General features: G+C 69.2%; 19 protein-coding genes and 1 pseudogene. 10 read left to right on the forward strand and 10 right to left on the reverse strand.

Annotated elements, in window-relative coordinates; all coding sequences use genetic code 11:
- Positions 1 to 3: 3 nt before the first annotated feature.
- The 4 genes from AB0F17_RS26335 to AB0F17_RS26350 are packed head-to-tail and all read right to left on the reverse strand — an operon-like array spanning position 4 to position 4,599.
- Positions 4 to 453: a nuclear transport factor 2 family protein gene (locus AB0F17_RS26335; protein ID WP_358027565.1), complete on the reverse strand. Its 450-nt coding sequence runs from the start codon at positions 451 to 453 to the stop codon at positions 4 to 6.
- Positions 450 to 1,649: an FAD-dependent oxidoreductase gene (locus tag AB0F17_RS26340; RefSeq protein WP_358027567.1), complete on the reverse strand. Its 1,200-nt coding sequence runs from the start codon at positions 1,647 to 1,649 to the stop codon at positions 450 to 452. The genes AB0F17_RS26335 and AB0F17_RS26340 overlap by 4 nt, the downstream gene beginning before the upstream one ends.
- A gap of 11 nt (positions 1,650 to 1,660) precedes the next feature.
- Positions 1,661 to 3,400: an AMP-binding protein gene (locus AB0F17_RS26345; protein WP_358027570.1), complete on the reverse strand. Its 1,740-nt coding sequence runs from the start codon at positions 3,398 to 3,400 to the stop codon at positions 1,661 to 1,663.
- Positions 3,397 to 4,599 carry a CoA transferase gene (locus AB0F17_RS26350; protein ID WP_358027572.1) on the reverse strand — a complete coding sequence of 401 codons (1,203 nt, stop codon included), beginning with the start codon at positions 4,597 to 4,599 and terminating at the stop codon, positions 3,397 to 3,399. Before AB0F17_RS26350 ends, AB0F17_RS26345 begins: the two co-directional genes overlap by 4 nt.
- 170 nt (positions 4,600 to 4,769) lie before the next feature.
- Between AB0F17_RS26350 and AB0F17_RS26355 the strand changes: the two genes are divergently transcribed.
- Positions 4,770 to 5,906, forward strand: a complete 1,137-nt coding sequence (locus tag AB0F17_RS26355) for an acyl-CoA dehydrogenase family protein (RefSeq protein ID WP_358027575.1) — start codon at positions 4,770 to 4,772, stop codon at positions 5,904 to 5,906.
- Positions 5,907 to 5,976: 70 nt separating this feature from the next.
- On the opposite strand, the gene AB0F17_RS26360 is transcribed toward AB0F17_RS26355, so the two are convergent.
- The 3 genes from AB0F17_RS26360 to AB0F17_RS26370 form a co-directional block, all read right to left on the reverse strand.
- Positions 5,977 to 6,171, reverse strand: a complete 195-nt coding sequence (locus tag AB0F17_RS26360; RefSeq protein ID WP_358027578.1) for a ferredoxin — start codon at positions 6,169 to 6,171, stop codon at positions 5,977 to 5,979.
- Positions 6,168 to 7,286 carry an aromatic ring-hydroxylating dioxygenase subunit alpha gene (locus AB0F17_RS26365; RefSeq protein WP_358027581.1) on the reverse strand — a complete coding sequence of 373 codons (1,119 nt, stop codon included), beginning with the start codon at positions 7,284 to 7,286 and terminating at the stop codon, positions 6,168 to 6,170. Before AB0F17_RS26365 ends, AB0F17_RS26360 begins: the two co-directional genes overlap by 4 nt.
- Before the next feature lie 89 nt (positions 7,287 to 7,375).
- The gene (locus AB0F17_RS26370) at positions 7,376 to 8,947 is read right to left on the reverse strand and encodes an AMP-binding protein (protein ID WP_358027583.1); all 1,572 of its coding nucleotides are present in this window, start codon (positions 8,945 to 8,947) and stop codon (positions 7,376 to 7,378) included.
- Positions 8,948 to 9,005: 58 nt separating this feature from the next.
- Here AB0F17_RS26370 and AB0F17_RS26375 point away from each other — a divergent pair, with 58 nt between their 5' ends.
- The 9 genes and pseudogenes from AB0F17_RS26375 to AB0F17_RS26415 form a co-directional block, all read left to right on the forward strand.
- Positions 9,006 to 9,629, forward strand: a complete 624-nt coding sequence (locus tag AB0F17_RS26375; RefSeq protein ID WP_358027585.1) for a TetR/AcrR family transcriptional regulator — start codon at positions 9,006 to 9,008, stop codon at positions 9,627 to 9,629.
- Positions 9,626 to 10,702 carry an amidohydrolase family protein gene (locus AB0F17_RS26380; protein WP_358027588.1) on the forward strand — a complete coding sequence of 359 codons (1,077 nt, stop codon included), beginning with the start codon at positions 9,626 to 9,628 and terminating at the stop codon, positions 10,700 to 10,702. Before AB0F17_RS26375 ends, AB0F17_RS26380 begins: the two co-directional genes overlap by 4 nt.
- Positions 10,699 to 11,013 (forward strand): iron-sulfur cluster assembly protein, encoded by a 315-nt coding sequence (locus AB0F17_RS26385; protein WP_358027590.1) that lies wholly within the window; start codon positions 10,699 to 10,701, stop codon positions 11,011 to 11,013. The genes AB0F17_RS26380 and AB0F17_RS26385 overlap by 4 nt, the downstream gene beginning before the upstream one ends.
- 329 nt (positions 11,014 to 11,342) lie before the next feature.
- Complete coding sequence (locus AB0F17_RS26390; RefSeq protein ID WP_358027593.1) at positions 11,343 to 12,563, forward strand: cytochrome P450; 1,221 nt, start codon at positions 11,343 to 11,345, stop codon at positions 12,561 to 12,563.
- Complete coding sequence (locus tag AB0F17_RS26395; RefSeq protein WP_358027595.1) at positions 12,563 to 12,760, forward strand: ferredoxin; 198 nt, start codon at positions 12,563 to 12,565, stop codon at positions 12,758 to 12,760. Before AB0F17_RS26390 ends, AB0F17_RS26395 begins: the two co-directional genes overlap by 1 nt.
- Positions 12,723 to 13,598 (forward strand): glucose 1-dehydrogenase, encoded by an 876-nt coding sequence (locus tag AB0F17_RS26400; protein WP_358027598.1) that lies wholly within the window; start codon positions 12,723 to 12,725, stop codon positions 13,596 to 13,598. Before AB0F17_RS26395 ends, AB0F17_RS26400 begins: the two co-directional genes overlap by 38 nt.
- Before the next feature lie 107 nt (positions 13,599 to 13,705).
- Entirely contained in the window at positions 13,706 to 14,425 is a 720-nt protein-coding gene (locus tag AB0F17_RS26405; RefSeq protein WP_358027600.1) for a hypothetical protein, read from the forward strand.
- The gene (locus tag AB0F17_RS26410) at positions 14,422 to 15,051 is read left to right on the forward strand and encodes a cytochrome c oxidase subunit 3 (protein ID WP_358027603.1); all 630 of its coding nucleotides are present in this window, start codon (positions 14,422 to 14,424) and stop codon (positions 15,049 to 15,051) included. The genes AB0F17_RS26405 and AB0F17_RS26410 overlap by 4 nt, the downstream gene beginning before the upstream one ends.
- A 4-nt stretch (positions 15,052 to 15,055) precedes the next feature.
- A pseudogene (locus AB0F17_RS26415) lies at positions 15,056 to 15,292 on the forward strand (cytochrome C oxidase subunit IV family protein); the annotation flags it as partial.
- A 48-nt stretch (positions 15,293 to 15,340) separates the two neighbouring features.
- On the opposite strand, the gene AB0F17_RS26420 reads toward AB0F17_RS26415, so the two are convergent.
- From AB0F17_RS26420 to AB0F17_RS26430, 3 genes are read right to left on the reverse strand one after another with little or no spacing between them, the layout of a single operon-like run.
- Positions 15,341 to 15,607, reverse strand: a complete 267-nt coding sequence (locus tag AB0F17_RS26420) for a hypothetical protein (RefSeq protein WP_358027885.1) — start codon at positions 15,605 to 15,607, stop codon at positions 15,341 to 15,343.
- 51 nt (positions 15,608 to 15,658) lie between these two features.
- Positions 15,659 to 16,882, reverse strand: a complete 1,224-nt coding sequence (locus tag AB0F17_RS26425; protein WP_358027606.1) for an extracellular solute-binding protein — start codon at positions 16,880 to 16,882, stop codon at positions 15,659 to 15,661.
- Positions 16,879 to 17,700: a carbohydrate ABC transporter permease gene (locus tag AB0F17_RS26430; RefSeq protein ID WP_358027608.1), complete on the reverse strand. Its 822-nt coding sequence runs from the start codon at positions 17,698 to 17,700 to the stop codon at positions 16,879 to 16,881. Before AB0F17_RS26430 ends, AB0F17_RS26425 begins: the two co-directional genes overlap by 4 nt.
- Between the last annotated feature and the right edge of the window lie 35 nt (positions 17,701 to 17,735).

Raw genomic sequence — 17,735 nt, forward strand, 5'->3', positions numbered from 1 at the left:
GTTTCAAGGAACGGTAACAGCAAGGACGGCGTTCGCCAACACCGCGGGGACAAACGGCGTGAACCGCCGGACGCGCAGCCGCCAGCCCTCCGGCGTGGGCACGAACTCGTCGTCGTAGCGGCCGAAGGTCGCCAGCCGCAGATCGGTGTCGCCCACGACGAGGGCGACGACGTACGCCCGCCCCACGGCGCCGCCCGCGGCCGCCTCGACGAGGACGTTGCTGACGACGTGCCGCATTCCAGGCGCACGCTCGGCCGCCGCGCGCACCAGCGCGGCCAGGCTCTCCCTGCCGGCGACGGGCGCGGCGCCCTCGCGCGCGAAGACGCCGTCCTCGGTGAACAGCGCGGCGAGCTCGTCCGCCCGGCACTCGTCGAAGGCGTGGGAGTAACGCGCGTAGAGGTCGGTGATCTCCTGGCGTTGCTCGGTGGTGAGCGGGGACGTCGTCGGTGTCATGTCCGTACCTCGTCGATGGCCGGCCGGATGGCGCGAAGGGCGAGACGGCCGCGGAGGAAGTCGCGTGGCGCGTTGGCCGCGAACACTCCGGTCAGCCGGTCGCCCTCGGTGTAGTGGACGACGAACTTCCCGCTGTCGAAGTCTCCGGACACGACCGTCGCCGTCGCCGTCGGGGGAGCGGCGCCGACGAACTGGAGTCTCAGGTCCGCCTGGTCGGACCAGAAGAACCCGTCCTCGCCGAGGTCGGGGGGCGGCACACCGAGGAGTGCCGCGGCCACCTTGGCCGCGCTGTCGGAGGCGGCGGTCCAGTGGCCTGTCGGCCGGCACCGACCCGCCGTGTGCCGGCAGACGATGTCGCCCGCCCCGAAGACGTCCGCCGCCGAGGTGCGCCCGGTCTCGTCGCAGACCAGGCCGTGGTGGGTTTCGAGCCCGGCGGCGGCCAGCCAGGCGGTGTCGCGGACGACCCCGACGCCCACGACCACGACGTCCGCCTCGACGACGGTGCCGTCGCCGAGCCACAGGAGCCGCCCGCCGGGCCGCTCCTCGCTCTTTTCGACCGTGGTGCCGCAGCGGAACTCCAGGCCCCGCCCGGAGTGCCAGCGTCGTAGCCAGGCCGCCGGCTCGGCGCCGATGATCGGTGCCATCGGCTGCGCCGCGGCTTCGACGACGGTGACGCGGCAGCCCCGCAGCCGCGCGGCGCAGGCCACCTCCAGGCCGATGAACCCGGCGCCGATCACGGCCACCCGGGCGCCGTCGGTGAGCACGCCGGCCAGCCGCCGGGAGTCGGCGGCGGTCCGCAGATAGTGCACCCTGCCCGATTCCGGCAGGTCCGGGAGCCGGCGCGGCCGGGCGCCGGTGGCGACGACCAGCCGCTCGTAGCCGATCTCGCCGCCGTCGGCGAACGTCAGCGTCCGGGTGCGCAGGTCCATGCCGGCCACCGCGCGGCCGAGGAGGAGTTCGATGTCCCGCCGGGCGTACTCGTCCGGGTCGGCGAGGCGGATGTCGGCGGCGCCGCGCGTGCCGAGCAGGTACTCCTTCGACAGCGGCGGCCGGTCGTAGGGCTCGTCGGGTTCCTCGGACACGAGGCTGACCCGGCCGCGGTGGCCGAGGTCGCGCAGGGCCTGCGCGGTCCGGACGCTGGCCAGGCCGCCGCCGACGATGACCACGTGCGAGCCGCTCGCGTGAGGCCCGTTCACGTGCGGGCCGTTCACGGCCGTGCCGCTGGGGTGACCGCCGCCCGAGCGCGGAGTTCGAGCACCGCGCGCTCCGCGAGCTGGAACTTCCGGACCCGTCCGGTGACCGTGGTCGGCACCTGGTCCGCTTCGGTGAACAGGACCGAGGCCGGCACCTTGAAGCGGGCGAGCCGCTGCTTGCAGTGGTCGATGAGCTCCTCGGGATCGGGTGGTTCCGCGGTCGCCGCGACGATCCACGCGCAGCCCACCTCGCCCATGCGCTCGTGCGGGATGCCCACCACGTGCGCGGCGAGCACGGCGGGGTGCTCGGCGAGCACCGCCTCGACCTCGCCGGGGACGACGAGCTCGCCCCCGCACCGGTAGGACTCCTTGCGGCGCCCGGTGAGCACCAGGTAGCCCTGCTCGTCGAAGCGGCCGAGGTCGCCGGTGCGCAACCAGCCGTCGGCGGTGAACGACGCGGCCGTCTCCTCGGGCATGTCGTAGTAGCCCTGGGTCACCAGCGGCCCCCGCACCACCAGCTCACCGATCTCACCGCGGGGCAGTTCGGCACCGGTGCCCGGGTCGATGACGCGGTACACGCCGAGTACACCGCCGAGTGCCGGCTCGCCGGCCACGCCCGCCGGCTTCACGCACCCGTTGGTCCACCGCAACCGGTCGAGCGGGTCACCGGGCTGCGTGCACAGGGTGGACGCGCTCGTCTCGGTCTGACCGTAGGCGGTGAACAGCTCGTCGACGCCCAGCACGTCCACCATCTCCTGCCACATCGCCGGGTGGTGGGCCGCGCCCGAGGAGAACATGGTGGTGAGCGAGCTGAGGTCGTAGTCGCCGGAGCGCGCCTTGTCGAGCACGACCGTGGTCATCGCGGGCACGCAGATCAGCTCGTCGATCCGATGGTCGGAGACGGCCCGGAGCATCCGGTCGGCGTCGAACACCGTGTGGGGGCAGACCGCCCCTCCGACGAACAAGGCGGCGACGGTCGCCTCGATGTACCCGAAGACGTGATAGATCGGCAGCGCGAACAGGATGCGCCGCCCATCCTGGAAGGCACGGGTGTACGCGCTGGCATAGGCGGTCCGCAGGACGGCGTCGTGCTGCAGCAGCACGCCCTTGGCCTTCCCGGTCGTGCCGGAGGTGTACAGCAGGTCCGAGGCGGCGAACGGGTCGGCCGCGGCGCTCCGCCGCAGCACCGTCTCGTCCGGGACGGACGCGCCGAGGGCGATGAGGTCGGCCAGCGTCCTGCCGCGGGCCGGTGGCCCCTCCGTGCCCAGGACGAAGACCGCGCGCAGCCGCGGCAGTGCCGCGCCCCCGCCGTTACGTTCCCAGCCGGGCGCGATGCGGTCGAGCGCGTCGAGGTAGTCGAGGTCGCGGAAGCGGTCCATCGTGACCAGCGTCATGGAGTTCGACTGGTGCAGGACGTATCGCAGCTCCTCATGGCGGAGCAGGAAGTTGATCGACACCGACACCGCTCCGACCCTGGCCACCGCGTACTTGAGGGCGACGGCCTCCGGGAAGTTGGCCAGGTCGACGGCCACGTGATCACCGGGTTCCACCCCGGTCGCGAGCAGTCCGGCGGCCAGCCGGACCGTCCAGTCCCGCAGTTCGGCGTAGGTGTACACGTGGTCGCCGAGAATCGCGGGCCGGTCGGGGAACGCGGCCGCGGTCACGTCGAGCTGCTGGGCGGTCGTGCGCGGAACCCACACCGGGTGCCGGGCTTCGAGCGCCGCTCGTCGTGCGGCGGGGGCAACACTGCTCATCCCTGGCGCACCGTCCTTTTCATCACCTTCGGTACATGGAGTCGATCGATTTCGGCCTCGGACAGTCCGGCCTCGGCGAGGACTTCCTCGGTGTGCGCGCCCAGCGCCGGGGGCTGGCGCATCGCGCATCGGGCGTCCTCGTCGATGGGCAACCGGACCTGTTTGAGCCCGGCTATCCGTCCGTCGAGGGCGTCCTGGACGATGCCGCGCTCGCTGGTCACGGGGTGGGCCAGTGCGGCGGCGAGGTCGTTGACCGGCCCCACCGGCACGCCCGCGGCCGCGATCCGCTCCAGCCAGTGCGCCGAACCCGCCGTACGGAGCCGGTCTTCGACGATCTCGCTCAGCGTGGACCGGTGCACGACCCGGTCCGCCACCGTGCGGAACCGGTCGTCGGTCACGAGGTGGTCGAGTTCGAGCGCCGCGCACAGCCGCGCGAACAGGCGGTCGGTCGCGGCCGCCACCATGATCGAGCCGTCGGCCGTGCCGAACGCCTCGTACGGTGCGGTGCTCGGCGCGGCGGAGCCCAGCCGGCCGGGGAAGGCGCCGCTGCCCAGATATCCCATGATCTGGTGGGACAGGAGGAAGAACCCGCTGTCCACCAGGCTCGCCCGCAGGTGCTCGGCGCGACCGTCGGTGCGCCGCGCGAGCGCGGCCTGGATCGCGATGGTGGACCAGAGCCCGGTGGAGATGTCCACGATCGACGGCGCCGCTCTGGCCGGGGGGCCGTCCTGCTCGCCCGTCATCGCCATGATGCCGGTGAACGCCTGGATGAGGGCGTCGTAGCCGGGCCGGTCGTGACCGAGTGGACGCTCGCCGAAGGCGCTCACCGAGCAGTGCACCACGCTCGGGCTCACCCGGCGGAAGTCCTCGAAGCCGAGCCCCAGCCGGTCCGCCACGCCCGGACGGAAGGATTCCACGACGACGTCGACGCCGCGGGCCACGCGCAACACCGCGTCCCGGCCCTCCGGCGTCCGGATGTCCAGGGCGACGCTGCGTTTGTTGCGGTTCATGGTGAGAAAGACCGTGCTTTCGCCGTCCCACCGGGGCGGTAGGTCACGGGTGGCCTCGCCGGTTTCCGGGCGTTCGACCTTGACGACGTCGGCGCCCAGGTCGCCGAAGACCATGCACGCCAGTGGCCCCGCGATGTTCTCGCTGAGGTCCAGGACGCGAAGGGCGCGATAGGTGTGTTCCAGGCTCACAGTGCAGCTCCGGGACAGTGTGGTGACCGCCAGTGCTCGTGCCTCACCATAGACGATCGCCGAATGAAAACAAACACTTGTTATGCGACGTCGCCCGGGTTTAGCGTGGAAGGCCATGGCCCGCGTGCCGCGGGCGTGACCACGCGAGACGACAGGCGAAGGGGCCCAGGATGGACTTCCGGTTCACCGAAGAGCAGCAGCTGTGGAGCGATACGCTGCACAGCTTCATGGAGCGCGAGGTCGGCCGGGAGTACATCCGCAAGCACGACGAGTCCCGCGAATTCCCGGACGAGGCGTACCAGAAGATCGCCGACCGTGGCTGGCTCGGCCTGCTGATCCCCGAGCAGTACGGCGGCCTGGCCGCCGACCCGGTGATGTACGCGATCTTCTGCGAGGCGATCGCCAAGTACAGCCTCGACTTCGCGGCGGCGGTGATGACGTCGATGTTCACCGCGACGAACATCGCCAACCACGGCACCGAGGAGCAGCGGGAGACGTACCTGCCGGGGTTCCTGCAGGGCCGCACGAAGTTCAGCATCTCCATCACCGAACCGGGCGCCGGGTCGGACGCCGCGAGCCTGCAGACGAAGGCGGTCGCGGACGGCGACCACTGGGTGCTCAACGGCAACAAGGTGTTCTGCTCCGGCGCCCACCTCCCGAACACGATCATCACGGTGCTGGCCAGGACCGGCCCGGACAAGCACCAGGGCTTGAGCCTCATCCTGGTGCCGAACACGGCGCCGGGCGTGGACATCCGGAAGCTGAACACGATCGTGCGCCGCAGTCTCGGCACCACCGAGATCTTCCTGACCGACGTCCGCGTGCCGAGGGAGAACATCATCGGCGAGCCGGGCACCGGGTGGGCCTACATCGGTGAGCACCTCGAGTACGAGAGGCTGAGCCTGGCGGCGTCCTACGTCGGCAACGCGCGCACCGCGCTGGACGACACCATTCGCTACACCAAGGACCGGACCCAGTTCGGCCGGTCGTTGTCCTCCTTCCAGGTGCTCAAGCATCGGATGGCGGAGAACGAGTGCGAGGTCGAGGCGGCGCGGCTGCTGGTCTACAACGCGGCGACGAAGATGGCCCGGGGCGAGCGGGCGCTCAAGGAGGTGTCGATGGCGAAGGTGTTCGCCGCCGACACCGCGTTCAAGACCTCCTTCAACGGCATGCAGGCCCTGGGGGGATACGCCCAACTGCCCGAGTACGACATGGAGCGCTATTTCCGCGAGGCCAAGCACGCCATGGTCGGCGGCGGCGCCAACGAGATCCAGCGCAGCATCATCGCCAAGGAGATGGGTCTGTAGGAGGGGCCCTCTGACGCCAGTCCGTGGCCACGTCCCGAGGCGGGACGTGGCCACGATGGCTCCTGCCGCGCTATTCGACGAACGTGATGGATTCGGTCGGGCAGTCGTAGGCCGCCCGCCGCAGCCCGTCCAGCTCGCCCGGCTCGACGTCGTCGCGCTTGAGCTCGACGAGCCCCTCCTCGTCGAGGTCGAAGACCGACGCCAGCGCGAGAACGCAGTTGCCGTACCCCTGACAGGTCGAGCGGTCCACCTTGATCAGGGTCATCGTGGCGCTCCCTCTCCGAGCCGCTTGGCGATCTCCTCGTGGAAGGCGGTCAGCCTGCTCTCCGCCGTGTTGAACATGTTCCGGGTGAAGCCCAGCGAGCCGATCACGGTGGCGAAGTCGTTGATGACCTCGGAGTCCTCTCCGAGCACCTCGAGGAACTGGTCCCAGTCCCGCTGGTTGTGGCGCTCCCATTTCTCGGCCGGCATGCCGTTCGGTGGCGGGCCGACCACCTCGTACGCGCAGAGCAGTGTCTCGCCGACCGAGATCGGCCACGCGCTCCACATCTGCAGATGCGTGGGGAAGCAACTGAAGATCGTGTTGGGGAACACCAGGTAGTGGCAGAGATGCGAAGTGCGATGATCTCCGTTGTGCGCGGCCTTGTCGGTGAAGCCGCGGATCGGCAGGGTCATCCAGGTGTGCGGCGGTGTGATCTTGAGAACGGCGTCCCGCCACATCACGAGCCCGGCGAGCGTGTCCTTGTGGGTGAAGGGCACGTGCCAGGTCTCGTTGAACCCGTCGACGACGATCTTCCAGTTGGCCGTGAGCCGCACCGACGTGCGGAACTTGGTGGTGAACCCCTCCAGCCCGTATCCGGCGAGCTCGTCACCGATCACACCGAGGTACTCGCGCAGGGGCGGCACGTCATCGGAGAAACAGAGCCAGATCCACCCGCCCCACTCCTCGTTCCGGACCGCGGGCGCCCGGAGGCCGTCCAGCTCGGCCGCGTCGAAGCTGCCGCGCAGCGGCACGCTGCCCACCGCGCCGTCCAACCCGTACACGAAGCCGTGCCAAGGGCAGGTGAAGCGTGCGGTGCCGCAGTTGCCCGAGCCGTTCACCAGCCGGGCGCCGCGGTGCTGGCACACGTTGTGCCAGGCGCTGACCGTGCCGTCGGGAAGCCTCGTGATCACGACCGACTGCCCGATCTGATCCCAGACCACGTAGTCACGCGGACGGGCCACGTCCGATGACGGGTGCACGGGGAACCACGCGTGGTGGAAGACCTCGGTGAGCTCGCGCTCGTACCGGCCGGGGTCGGTGTAGACGGACTTGTCGAGCAGGCTCGGCGGCAACGGATACTGCTGTTCGGCCGGAGTCAACTCGGTGTTCTGGGACACAGGTTGCCCACTCCTCACGTCCGGGCTCTGGCACGCCTAGATCAACAAACAATCATTTGTTTCAACTATTCCCCAGGCCGATCCGGGTGTCAATGCGGGTCCGAGGCGGAGAGTTCCTCGCGCAGCCGGCGCTTGAGGACCTTGCCGTAGGCGTTGCGGGGCAGCTCGTTCACCCACACGACCCGTTTGGGGACCCGGTAGCCGGCGAGCGTCGCGCGGCAATCCGCGATGATCTCCTCCTCGCCGCGCGGAACGCCGTCGGCGACGAGCACGGCGGTCACCGCCTCGCCCCAGATGCGGTGCGGCAGCCCGACGACGGCCGCCTCGCGCACGCCGGGCAGGGCGAGCAGGACCTCCTCGACCTCCCGTGCGTAGACGTTGGAGCCGCCGGTGACGATCATGTCCTTCTTGCGGTCCACCAGGAACAGGTAGCCGTCCTCGTCGAGGTAGCCGACGTCCCCGGTACGCAGCCAGCCGTCGCGCAGGGCCGCGGCCGTGGCCTCGGGCCGCCTCCAGTAGCCCGCCATCGCCTGCGGGGCCCGCGCCAGGATCTCGCCGGGCTCGCCGGCGGGCAAGGGCGCGCCGGCGTCGTCGGCGACGCGGAGTTCGACGCCGGGCAGGACCCTGCCCGCCGAGCGCACCAGCGGCAGGTCCGGGTCGCCGAGCGCGCGGCGGTGGTCCTCCTGGTCGAGCACCGTGACGAACATGGGTGACTCCATCTGCGCGAACGACTGGACGACGCGCCCGCCGAACGCCGCGGTCGCCTCGCGCAACGTCTCGGGGTCGATGGGGGAACCCGCGTAGTACAGGCGGCGGAAGGAGGGTGGGGCGGTGAACCCGGCGGGCACGGCGTCCAGCAGCATCCTGATCATCGACGGAACGACGAACATCCCGGTGACACCATGGCCGTCGATCAGGGCGGCGGTACGGGCGGCGTCGAAGGAGCGGCAGAGCAGGTTGTGGCCGCCGGTCATCAGCGTCGGCAGGAAGAGGAAGCCCGCGCCGTGCGTCAGCGGGGCCACGTGCAGCGTCACCTCTCCGTCGGCGAACCCGAGCACGTCGATGGCCGTGGCGGCGACGCTGCGCCACGAGGCGTGCGTGAGCATGACGGCCTTGGGCGAACCGGTCGTGCCGGAGGTGTACATCAGGCTGGCGACCTCGCTCTCCCCGGCCGGCTCGGGCCCGGGAAGGGGGGTCGCGTCCGCCGCCAGATCGTGGAGCGATCCGGACCCCGCAGGTCCGGCGAGGACGACGGTGAGGCCGTGAACCTCCCCGTCGCGGGGGAGCCGATCGCCGAACTCGGCGGTGGTGACGAGGACCTGCGAGCCGGAGTCGGTCAGCATGTGCAGGTAGTCCTCGCGGGTGAGCCGGACGTTGAGCGGGACGACGATCAACCCCGCCGCGAGCGCGCCCAGGAAGACGTCGACGTAGGCCTGGCCGTTGTGCAGCAGGATGGCCACGCGGTCGCCGCGCCGCAGGCCGAGCGCGCGCAGCGCGCCCCCGGTGGCCGCCGCGCGGACCGCCACGGCCTCGTAGCCGAGGGACTCGCCCGCGGCCGTGGCGTCCAGATCGGTCACGCACGCCCGGTCCGCGAAGAGCTCGGCCCCGGTCCAGAGGACCTGCGCCGCGGTGATCGCGTGACGCGCGCTGACATGCTTCATCGGCGCTCACTCCCGTCTCATCTTGACACCAGCGAAGTGACTATACAAACATTTGTTTGTGCAGGAAACGGTTGCGGCAGGGGAGCAGGAATCCGACGGATACGCGACGATCTTCCGGGAGGCGACCCGACTGTTCGGTGAACGGGGTTACACCGGCACCTCGATGCGCGACATCGCCAGGGCCGTCGGGATTCTCCCGGGAAGCTTGTACGCGCACATCGTCAGCAAGGAGTCGTTGCTGTTCGCCATCATCGAGGGCGGCGTCGACCACTTCAACCAGATGCTCGAAGAGGTGCGCGCGATCAGCGACGATCCTCGCGTCCTGCTGCGGGAAGCGATCAAGGCGCACGTCCGCGTGGTCGCCGAGAACCCCGAGCGGACGCTGATCGTGTTCCACCAGTGGCGCTACCTCGGTGACGAGAACCGGGCGCGACTGCTGGACAAGCGCGCCCGCTACGAGCGGTTCTTCACCGAGACGCTGCGTGACGGTGTGCGTGCCGGGGTGTTCGACGCCGGCCTCGACGGGCGCATGGTGGTGTTCGGGTTGCTCGGCGCCCTCAACTGGACACCGGAGTGGTTCTCACCCGACGGTCCCGCGACGGCGGACGAGATCGGCGACAAGCTCGCGGACGCGCTGCTGAACGGGCCGTTGATCCGGGCCGACCCTCAGGAGGACAGATGATCGACGACGGTGTCGTGGTGGACGCGGTGGTGCATCCGTACAACCTCGCGCCCGCCAACCAGGACCCGCTCGGCCGCGAGCAGTTGGAGTCGGTGTACGCCGCGCATCTGCTCGCCACCGGCGAGGAACACCGGGAGTTCCAGCTCAGCCGGGAGGAGTTCTTCGCGGACTTCCCGTACGAGGCCATCGCGGACGCGCTGTTCGTGGAGAGCCCGGGCGACCTGGCGGTCATCCACGCGCTGCCGAACCTCGGCTTCGCGAAGGGGCACGTGACCGACCCGGAGCGGGCCGCGGCCTACCGCGACCGCCACCCGGACCGGTTCCGGCTGTACGCCACCGTGGACACCCCGGTGACCGACGCGGCGATCGCCCAGTTGGAGCGGCAGGTTCGCGAGTTCGGTGTGGACGGGCTGAAGCTCTACCCCGCGTTCTTCTACGGCGGCAGGGCGGAGGGCTGGCGGATCGACGGGCCCGACTTCGCGACACCCCTGCTGGAGGCGGCGCGCGATCTCGGCGTCCGCCACGTGGCCGTGCACAAGGCGCTCTGGCTGCCGCCGGCGCCGCGCGGCGCGTTCGACGTGGACGACCTGGAGGCCGCGCCGGCGCGCTTTCCCGAGCTCACGTTCCAGATCGTGCATGCCGGTGCGGCGTTCCTGGACAAGACGGCGGCGCTGCTGGCCCGCCACCCCAACCTGTACGCGACGCTGGAATCGGTGTTCGCCTATGCGGTGGTCCGGCCGGACGCGTTCGCCAAGATCCTCGCCACGCTCATCGGCACGGCCGGCGTCGGCCAGCTGCTGTACGCGAGCGGCGCCAACCTCAGCCACCCCGCGCCACTGCTGGCCGCGTTCGACGGCTACGAGTTCCCCGAGCACGTGCTGGCCGAGCATGGCATCCCGCAGCTGACCGCCGCCGACCGGAGAAAGATCCTCGGCGGCAACGCGATGCGGATGCTCGGGCTCGACGAGGGCGAGGTGCGTGAGCGGGTGGCGGCCGACGAGTTCGCCGTGCGGCGGGCGGCGGCGGTCACTCCTGAGCCGTGGAGCCGGCTCCGTGTTCGGAGCGGGCGGTGACCACCAGGGCGACGCCGTCGGAGGAGACGATCCGCGCCCAGTTGAGCAAGATCCCCGAGCCTTGCGGGATTCTCATGCGCTCGCCGCTGGACATCTGCCAGATGGGGCTGGTGGACAAGGTCGAGTGCGCGGACGGCCGCGTCCGGATCGAGCTGGTGCTGACGGATTCGTCATGCGTGCACTTCACCGGCCTGCGCCGCTACATCGTCGACGTCCTGCGCGAGCTGCCCGGGGTCGAGACCGTCGAGGTCGTGGCCTCGACGACCACCCTGTGGACCCCCGACCGTCTCCGGCGGCCCGGTTCGGCCTGAGAACAAACAACTGATTGTTAAACCTCGGCCCGCCGACGGCCTGGACGGCGGCGGCGCGCGGCGCCGAGCCTGGCGAAAGCCGTCGCTCGATCCGCGATTCTCGCGATAAAAGAGCAGGTCATCGTCATGGCATGCGCCTTGATCCGGCGTCGCTCGCTGGTCTTTCGTGGAGTCCAATCATCCGGCGCTATTGACACCTTCCTCACAGTAGACAAACATTTGTTTTGAGCGTGTGACGCCCGCCACACCCCCTGGCCGCTACCGTCGGCGGGGCGATCGGGGCGTCGAGCACCGGCATCTCCCTGTCAAGAACCCACGGAGGCCTCCCCGTGACCGCGACTCGACCACACTCGACCCGAGACCACTTCCACGATTTCGATCTCGACTCCCCGGAGTTCAACGAGGACTTCGTCGAGGTCATCGACGATCTGGTGCAGCACTGCCCCGTCGCGAGGAGCAACGTCGGGCATGGCTACTACGTCGTCAACAGGCAGGAGGACGTCCGTACGGTCGGCCAGAGCTGGGAGACGTTCAGCAGCGCCGAGGGCTTCCAGCCGAACCGCCCCGAGGGAATGCCGTTCATGTATCCCGAGGAGTCCGACCCGCCCTACCACAACCGGTGGCGCGCCGCCCTCAACGGCTACTTCAGTCCCCGCGCCGTGCGGTCCTACGAAGGCTCCGTCCGGGAGCACGCCAACCACCTGATCGATCAGTTCATCGAGCGCGGGGAGTGCGACTTCGTCACCGACTTCGCCGCCACCCTGCCCGGCCGCGTCTTCTTCTCGAGCTACATGGGCGTGCCGATCGACGACCTGCCGCCCCTCATCAAGGCGATCGACGAGGCGTTGTTCGGCCCGCTGGAGGGCCGCGCCCAGGGCTGGGGCACGGCGCTGGGCTACATCAACGCCTACCTGGAGCGACGCCTGCGGGAGGAACCACGGGGCGACTTCGTCGACGCGGTGCTGAAGGGGGTGGAGCTCGACAGCGGCGAGCCGTGCCCGTGGGAGCACAAGGTCAGTGTCGTGACCGACCTCCTGGCCGGCGGCCTGGGAACGACGACCTACCTGCTCGCCGGCATGACCCACCACCTCGCGACGCACCCCGAGGACCGCGCCCGGCTCGCCGCGGATCCCGCCCTGCACGACAAGGCGACCGAGGAGTTCGTCCGCGTCTACGCGCCGGTCGTGGCACTCGGCCGAATCGTCAGGCAGGACGTCGAGGTCGGCGGGCACACCTTCAAGAAGGGTGACTGGGTGATGCTGAACTACGCCGCCGCCTGCCGGGATCCCCGCTTCTACGACAACCCGAAGGCGGTCGACCTCGACCGCGACCTCCCGGTGAACGCCGCCTTCGGGTTCGGCCCCCACCGGTGCATCGGCTCCCACCTCGCCCGGCTCGAGGGCAAGGTCGTCATGCGGGAGCTCCTGCGGCGCATGCCCGACTTCTCGCTGAAGCCGGGAGCCGAGGTCACCTACACCACTGGTCTCACCCGCGCGATGAACAACCTCCCTCTGGTCTTCCAGCCCGGCCGCCGGGACGACGCGAGCTGATGAAGTACACCGTTGACGGGTCGCTCTGCTCCGGGCACGGCCGCTGCTACCTGCTCGCGCCGGAGGTCTACGAGTCCGACGACGACGGGTTCAACCTCCACCTCGACGAGCCCGCCGAGGTTCCCGCCGGCCGGGAGGCCCCGGCCAGGACCGGGGCCCATGGATGCCCTGAACGGGCCATCACCCTGCACGCGTGATCGCCAGACCACCTCACACTCCACCATCACCGACAGGAAGGGGCCGCCCGCCAACGGGGCGGCCCGCGACCTGGCAAGGAAGGACATCATCATGGGCAAGCTCGACGGCAAGGTCGCCATCATCACCGGCGCCGCGCAGGGCATGGGCGAGGCGCACGCGCGGCGGTTCGTCGCCGAAGGCGCGAAGGTCGTGCTGACCGACATCAACGAGGAGCGCGGGCAGCTGATCGCCAAGGAGCTGGGGGAGAACGCGCTGTTCCTCCGGCACGACGTGACGTCCCTGGCCGAATGGCAGGAGGTGCTGCGGCAGGCCGAAAGCGCTTTCGGGACGGTGACGATCCTGGTGAACAACGCGGGGATCATCGGCCCGATCGCCGCGACGGCGGAGCTCGACGAGGCCGACTACCTCACCGTGTGCGCGGTCAACCAGCACTCCCAGTTCTATGGCATGAAGACCGTCATACCGTCGATGCTGCGGGCCGGCGGCGGCGCGATCGTCAACATCTCGTCGATCGCCGGCCTGGTCTCCATCGTCGGCACACCGAACCTGGCGTACGTGGGGAGCAAGTTCGCGTCCCGGGGCATGACCAAGCACGTCGCCGTCCAGTACGGCCCCGACAACATCCGGGTCAACTCGGTGCATCCCGGCTACATCAAGACGCCCATGATGGTCGCCGCCACCGACGAGAGCGGCGGTGGCATCGCCGAGCAGGTCCCGCTGCGGCGCATGGCCGATCCGGACGAGGTCTCCAGCCTGGTGCTGTTCCTCGCCTGCGACGACTCGTCGTACATCACCGGTCAGGAGCACGTCATCGACGGAGCGCTGACCGCGCAGTAACAGTCGATCGAGGGAAGGAGAAGCTCGTGAGCGCTGCCGATGTAGCCCCGACCTCCACAGGAACGGGCCCAGGGTTATCTGTCCCGACGGAGGCCGACCGTCGCAGCATGAGCCGCAACTCGCAACTGCTCATCGCATGGTGCGGCCCGGCCATCGTGGTCCTGTTCCTGATCGGGAGCGTCTGGCTCGCCAGATACTTCCCGCCCGCGATCCACCCGAGCGATTCCGCACAGCAGGTCGCGCGGTTCTACCAGGAGAATGCCACCTCCATCCGCATCGGGCTGGTCTTCTCCTGTCTGGCGTACGCGCTGATGGGCGTCTGGGGGGTCTGCATGGCCGTCCAGACGCGGCGTAAGGAGGGGCTCTACCCGGCGCTGACGTACGTCCAGCTGACCTGCATGGCCGCGGGCACCGCGCAGATCGTGGTGAACTGCGGCCTGTGGGCGACCGCCGCCTTCCGCGCGGGCGAAGTGTCGCCGGAGATCACCCAGGCGTTCAACGACGCGGGGTACATCATCCTGCTCGGAACCTGGATGCCGTTCACGATCTGGGCCATCGCGCTCGGGCTGAACATCCTGCTGGACAAGACCGACGCTCCGGTGTTCCCCCGGTGGACGGGCTACTTCAGTATCTGGGCCGGCGTGTGCTTCATCCCGGGCGGCACGGTCTGGTTCTTCAAGGAGGGGCCGTTCGGCTGGACCGGTGTGGTGTGCCTGTGGATCCCGTTCGTCGTGTTCGGCATCTGGGTGCTGTACTTCAGTTACCTGTCGATGCAGAACGTCAGGCGTGGCTTCGTCAACGAGCAAGAGCCGGCCACCGATTCATGACCATGCATGCCTGGTCGGCGGATCCGTTCGCGGCCAAGCCCCCGACGGCGCCCGGCCGGCGTCTTCGGGGGCCCGGCCACGTACCAGGCGAGATCGGCATCTGGGTCTTCATCTTTGGAGACATGCTCATCTTCGCCGTGTTCTTCGGTGTGTTCGTCTATGAGCGGTCACGGGCGGCCGAGCTCTTCGAGCAGGCCCGAGAGCACATGAACCTCGCGTTCGGCGCGGGGAACACGCTCCTGCTGCTGACCGGCTCGATGTTCGTCGCGCTGAGCCTGAACGCGTCGCGCCATGGAGCCTCTGTCCGCGGCTCACGAATGATCCTGGTGACCCTGCTGTGCGGTGCCGGCTTCGTCGTGAACAAGTTCCTGGAGTACTCGAGCGCGATCGAAGCCGGCCATACGCCGTCGACGAACAGCTTTTACATGTACTACTTCGTCCTCACCGGCATCCACCTGCTGCATCTCCTGCTCGGCATGGTCGCTTTGGCGATCATGTACCGGATCGCCGGCAAGCCGGTCCTGAGCAGAAGGGACCTTCGCCACCTTGAGGCCGGAGCATGCTATTGGCACCTCATCGACCTGCTCTGGATCGTCCTGTTCGCCCTGCTCTACCTGATGAGGTGAAGAGTTGCCCACGACCTCCAGCGGCAGGAACAGGGCCATAGTCGCCTGGCTCGTCCTCATGGGCGCGACCGCGACCTCCTGGTACCTCGGAGACGGCCACGGGACCCGCCAGTTCGCCACCGTGGTCGTGCTCGTCCTGGCGTTCGTCAAGGTCTACCTCGTCGGACGGTACTTCATGGAACTGAGGGAGGCCCCCCGAGCGCTGCACCTGTTGTTCGGTGGGTGGACCGTGGTGGTGTGCGTGATCCTCATAGCGATGTTCATCCTCACGGACATCGGTGACTCGGCCTCACCCAAGGGAGACGCGATCGTACGAGCGGCTGCCGTTGACCGTGAAGTCGATGTACAGCGTGTACGTCCTCGCCTCCGGGACCGTGACGTCCTCGAACAGCACATACGCGTCCGGCACGCTGCCCTGGTCCGGTCCGCCGCCGATGTTGCGTACCTTCTGCCCGCCCGAGCAGGCCGCGCAGTTGGTGATCCCGGCCTCACCGATCTTGTTGCGTGAGTCCTCGGCCTCCCGCATGAACACCCGGTCGCCCGGTCGCGGTCGCACGCCGACCTGGTCGAGCACCTCGTCGCTTTCCAGGCGCAGCGTCGCGGGGCCCTACTTGGCGGCGCGCTGGATGGCGGCGACCGCGGTGGCGGCGGCGTCTTTCGGGGCGGACTGTCCCGCGAGGACGGCGCTCCACGCCTCGGTCACCGGCGTGCGCATCTGCGTCAGTTCGGTGCCGAACCCCGGCAGCAGGTACGGCACGCCGTTCTGCAGGGCCTTGAGGAACTGGCTGTAAATCGGGTCCTGCATGCCCTTGGTGTCGGCCAGGTCCTTGCGCACCGGCATGCTGCCCGCCTCAAGGGCGGCCAGCTCGCCGTCCTTGCTGAGGAACATGGCGGCGATGGCGTTGAAGGCGGCGTCCTTGTCCTTGGTGAACGCGCTCATGTGGACGTTGTCGCCGAACTGGTAGACCTTGGCCGGGGCGGTCCCGTTGGGCACGGGCACGACGCCGTACTCGAAGGACGCGGTCTTCTTGGCGTTGCCGTACTGCCAGTTGCCGCCGAGCACGAAGGCCATGCCGCCGGCGGCGAACTTCTGGAAGGCGACGTCGGGGGTCCAGGTGGCGGCGTCCCTGGGCACGTAGCCCTTCTCGGCCCAGCCGCCGACCAGCTTGAACGCGTTCTCCAGGGCGGCCGCGTCGGGCTTGGCGTAGTCGAAGCCGTACGCGGTGATGAAGGAGAAGGGATTGACGTCCTGATCGCCCTGGCCGGGCAGGCCGATGCCGATGTACTTCTTGCCGATCTTCTCCAGGGCGGCGGTCAGCTCGTCCATCGTGGCGGGCGGCGCGATGCCGAACTCGGCCAGGATCTTCTTGTTGTACCAGAGAGCGGTCGTGTTGCTGAAGCCCTGCACGCCGTAGACCTTGCCGTCCTGCCTGATGACGGCCGAGTCGGGGATCTGGTCCTTGTCCTTGAACTTGTCGTACTGGGCGGTGAAATCGGTGATCGCGCCGGCCTTGATGAGCTGGAGCAGGTCGGCGCCGCCCTGGACGAAGATGTCGGGGCCCTGTTTGCTGGCCGCCGTGGCGATGACCTTCTGGGTGAGCTGCTCACCGGGCACGTAGACGCTGTTCAGCGGCTTGGGCAGCTTGGCCTTGGCGTAGATGTCGTTGAGGTCCTTGGTGAACTTCGCGGTGGCGGGGATGCCCTGGGCGTAGTAGTGCCAGAACGTGACCTGGTTGACGTTGCCCGAACCGCCGGAACCGGAGGTTCCGCAGGCGGCGAGGGCGCAGAGGGCCACCGCAGCGGCGACGCTGCGGAGTTTTGCAGAAATCAACGGACGCTTCCCATCGTGATGCCGCCGACCAGCAGCCGCTGCCCGAACAGGTAGATCAGTACGGTCGGGACCGAGACCAGGGCGGAGACCGCCATGAGGCCCGGCCAGTTCACCCCGTAGGAGGACATTTGCTGGGCGAGCAGCGCGCTGACCGGGTACTGGCCCGGGTCGTTGAGAAAGGTGATCGCGTACAGGAACTCGCCCCACGCACCGATGAAGGTGAGGGTCGCCACGGTGGCGATCCCGTTGCGGGTGATCGGCAGCACGATCTTCACGAACCGCTGCCATCTGCTCGCGCCGTCGCTGGCTGCGGCCTCCTCGATGGCGATCGGCACGCCGGCGAAGAACGGCCGCAGGAGCAGCATGCTGAACGGCAGGTTGGTCGCGGCGATCGCGATCGCCACGCCGTACAGGTTGCCGGTGAGCCCCCACTGGGCCAGCAGCCGGTTCAGCGGGATGAGGGTCGAGGTCGCCGGCACCATCTGCAGGATGATCAGTACGGCCAGCCCGCCGGTCACCACGGCGCCGCTGAGCCGGGCCAGGCCGTAGGAGGTGGGCACGGCGATGACGAGCACGATGACGGTGGTGGACACGGCGATGATCACGGAGTTGGCCGCCGAGGTGGCGAAGCCGCCGTTCCACACGTCGACGTACGCCTGCAGGGTCGGTGTGAAGATCACGGCCGCCGATCCGGCGAACACGTCCTTGAGGCTCTTGAACGAGGTGGCGAGCAGCCAGTACAGCGGCAGCGCGTAGATCGCCAGCAGGACGACGCAGCCGAGCACGGTGACCGTGGTGTTGCGCCTGGCGTCGGTCATCAGCCCTCCCGCCGGTTCATCCGCAGGTAGACCGC

It is taken from the genome of Nonomuraea sp. NPDC026600 (assembly GCF_040638335.1).
Taxonomy (GTDB): domain Bacteria; phylum Actinomycetota; class Actinomycetes; order Streptosporangiales; family Streptosporangiaceae; genus Nonomuraea.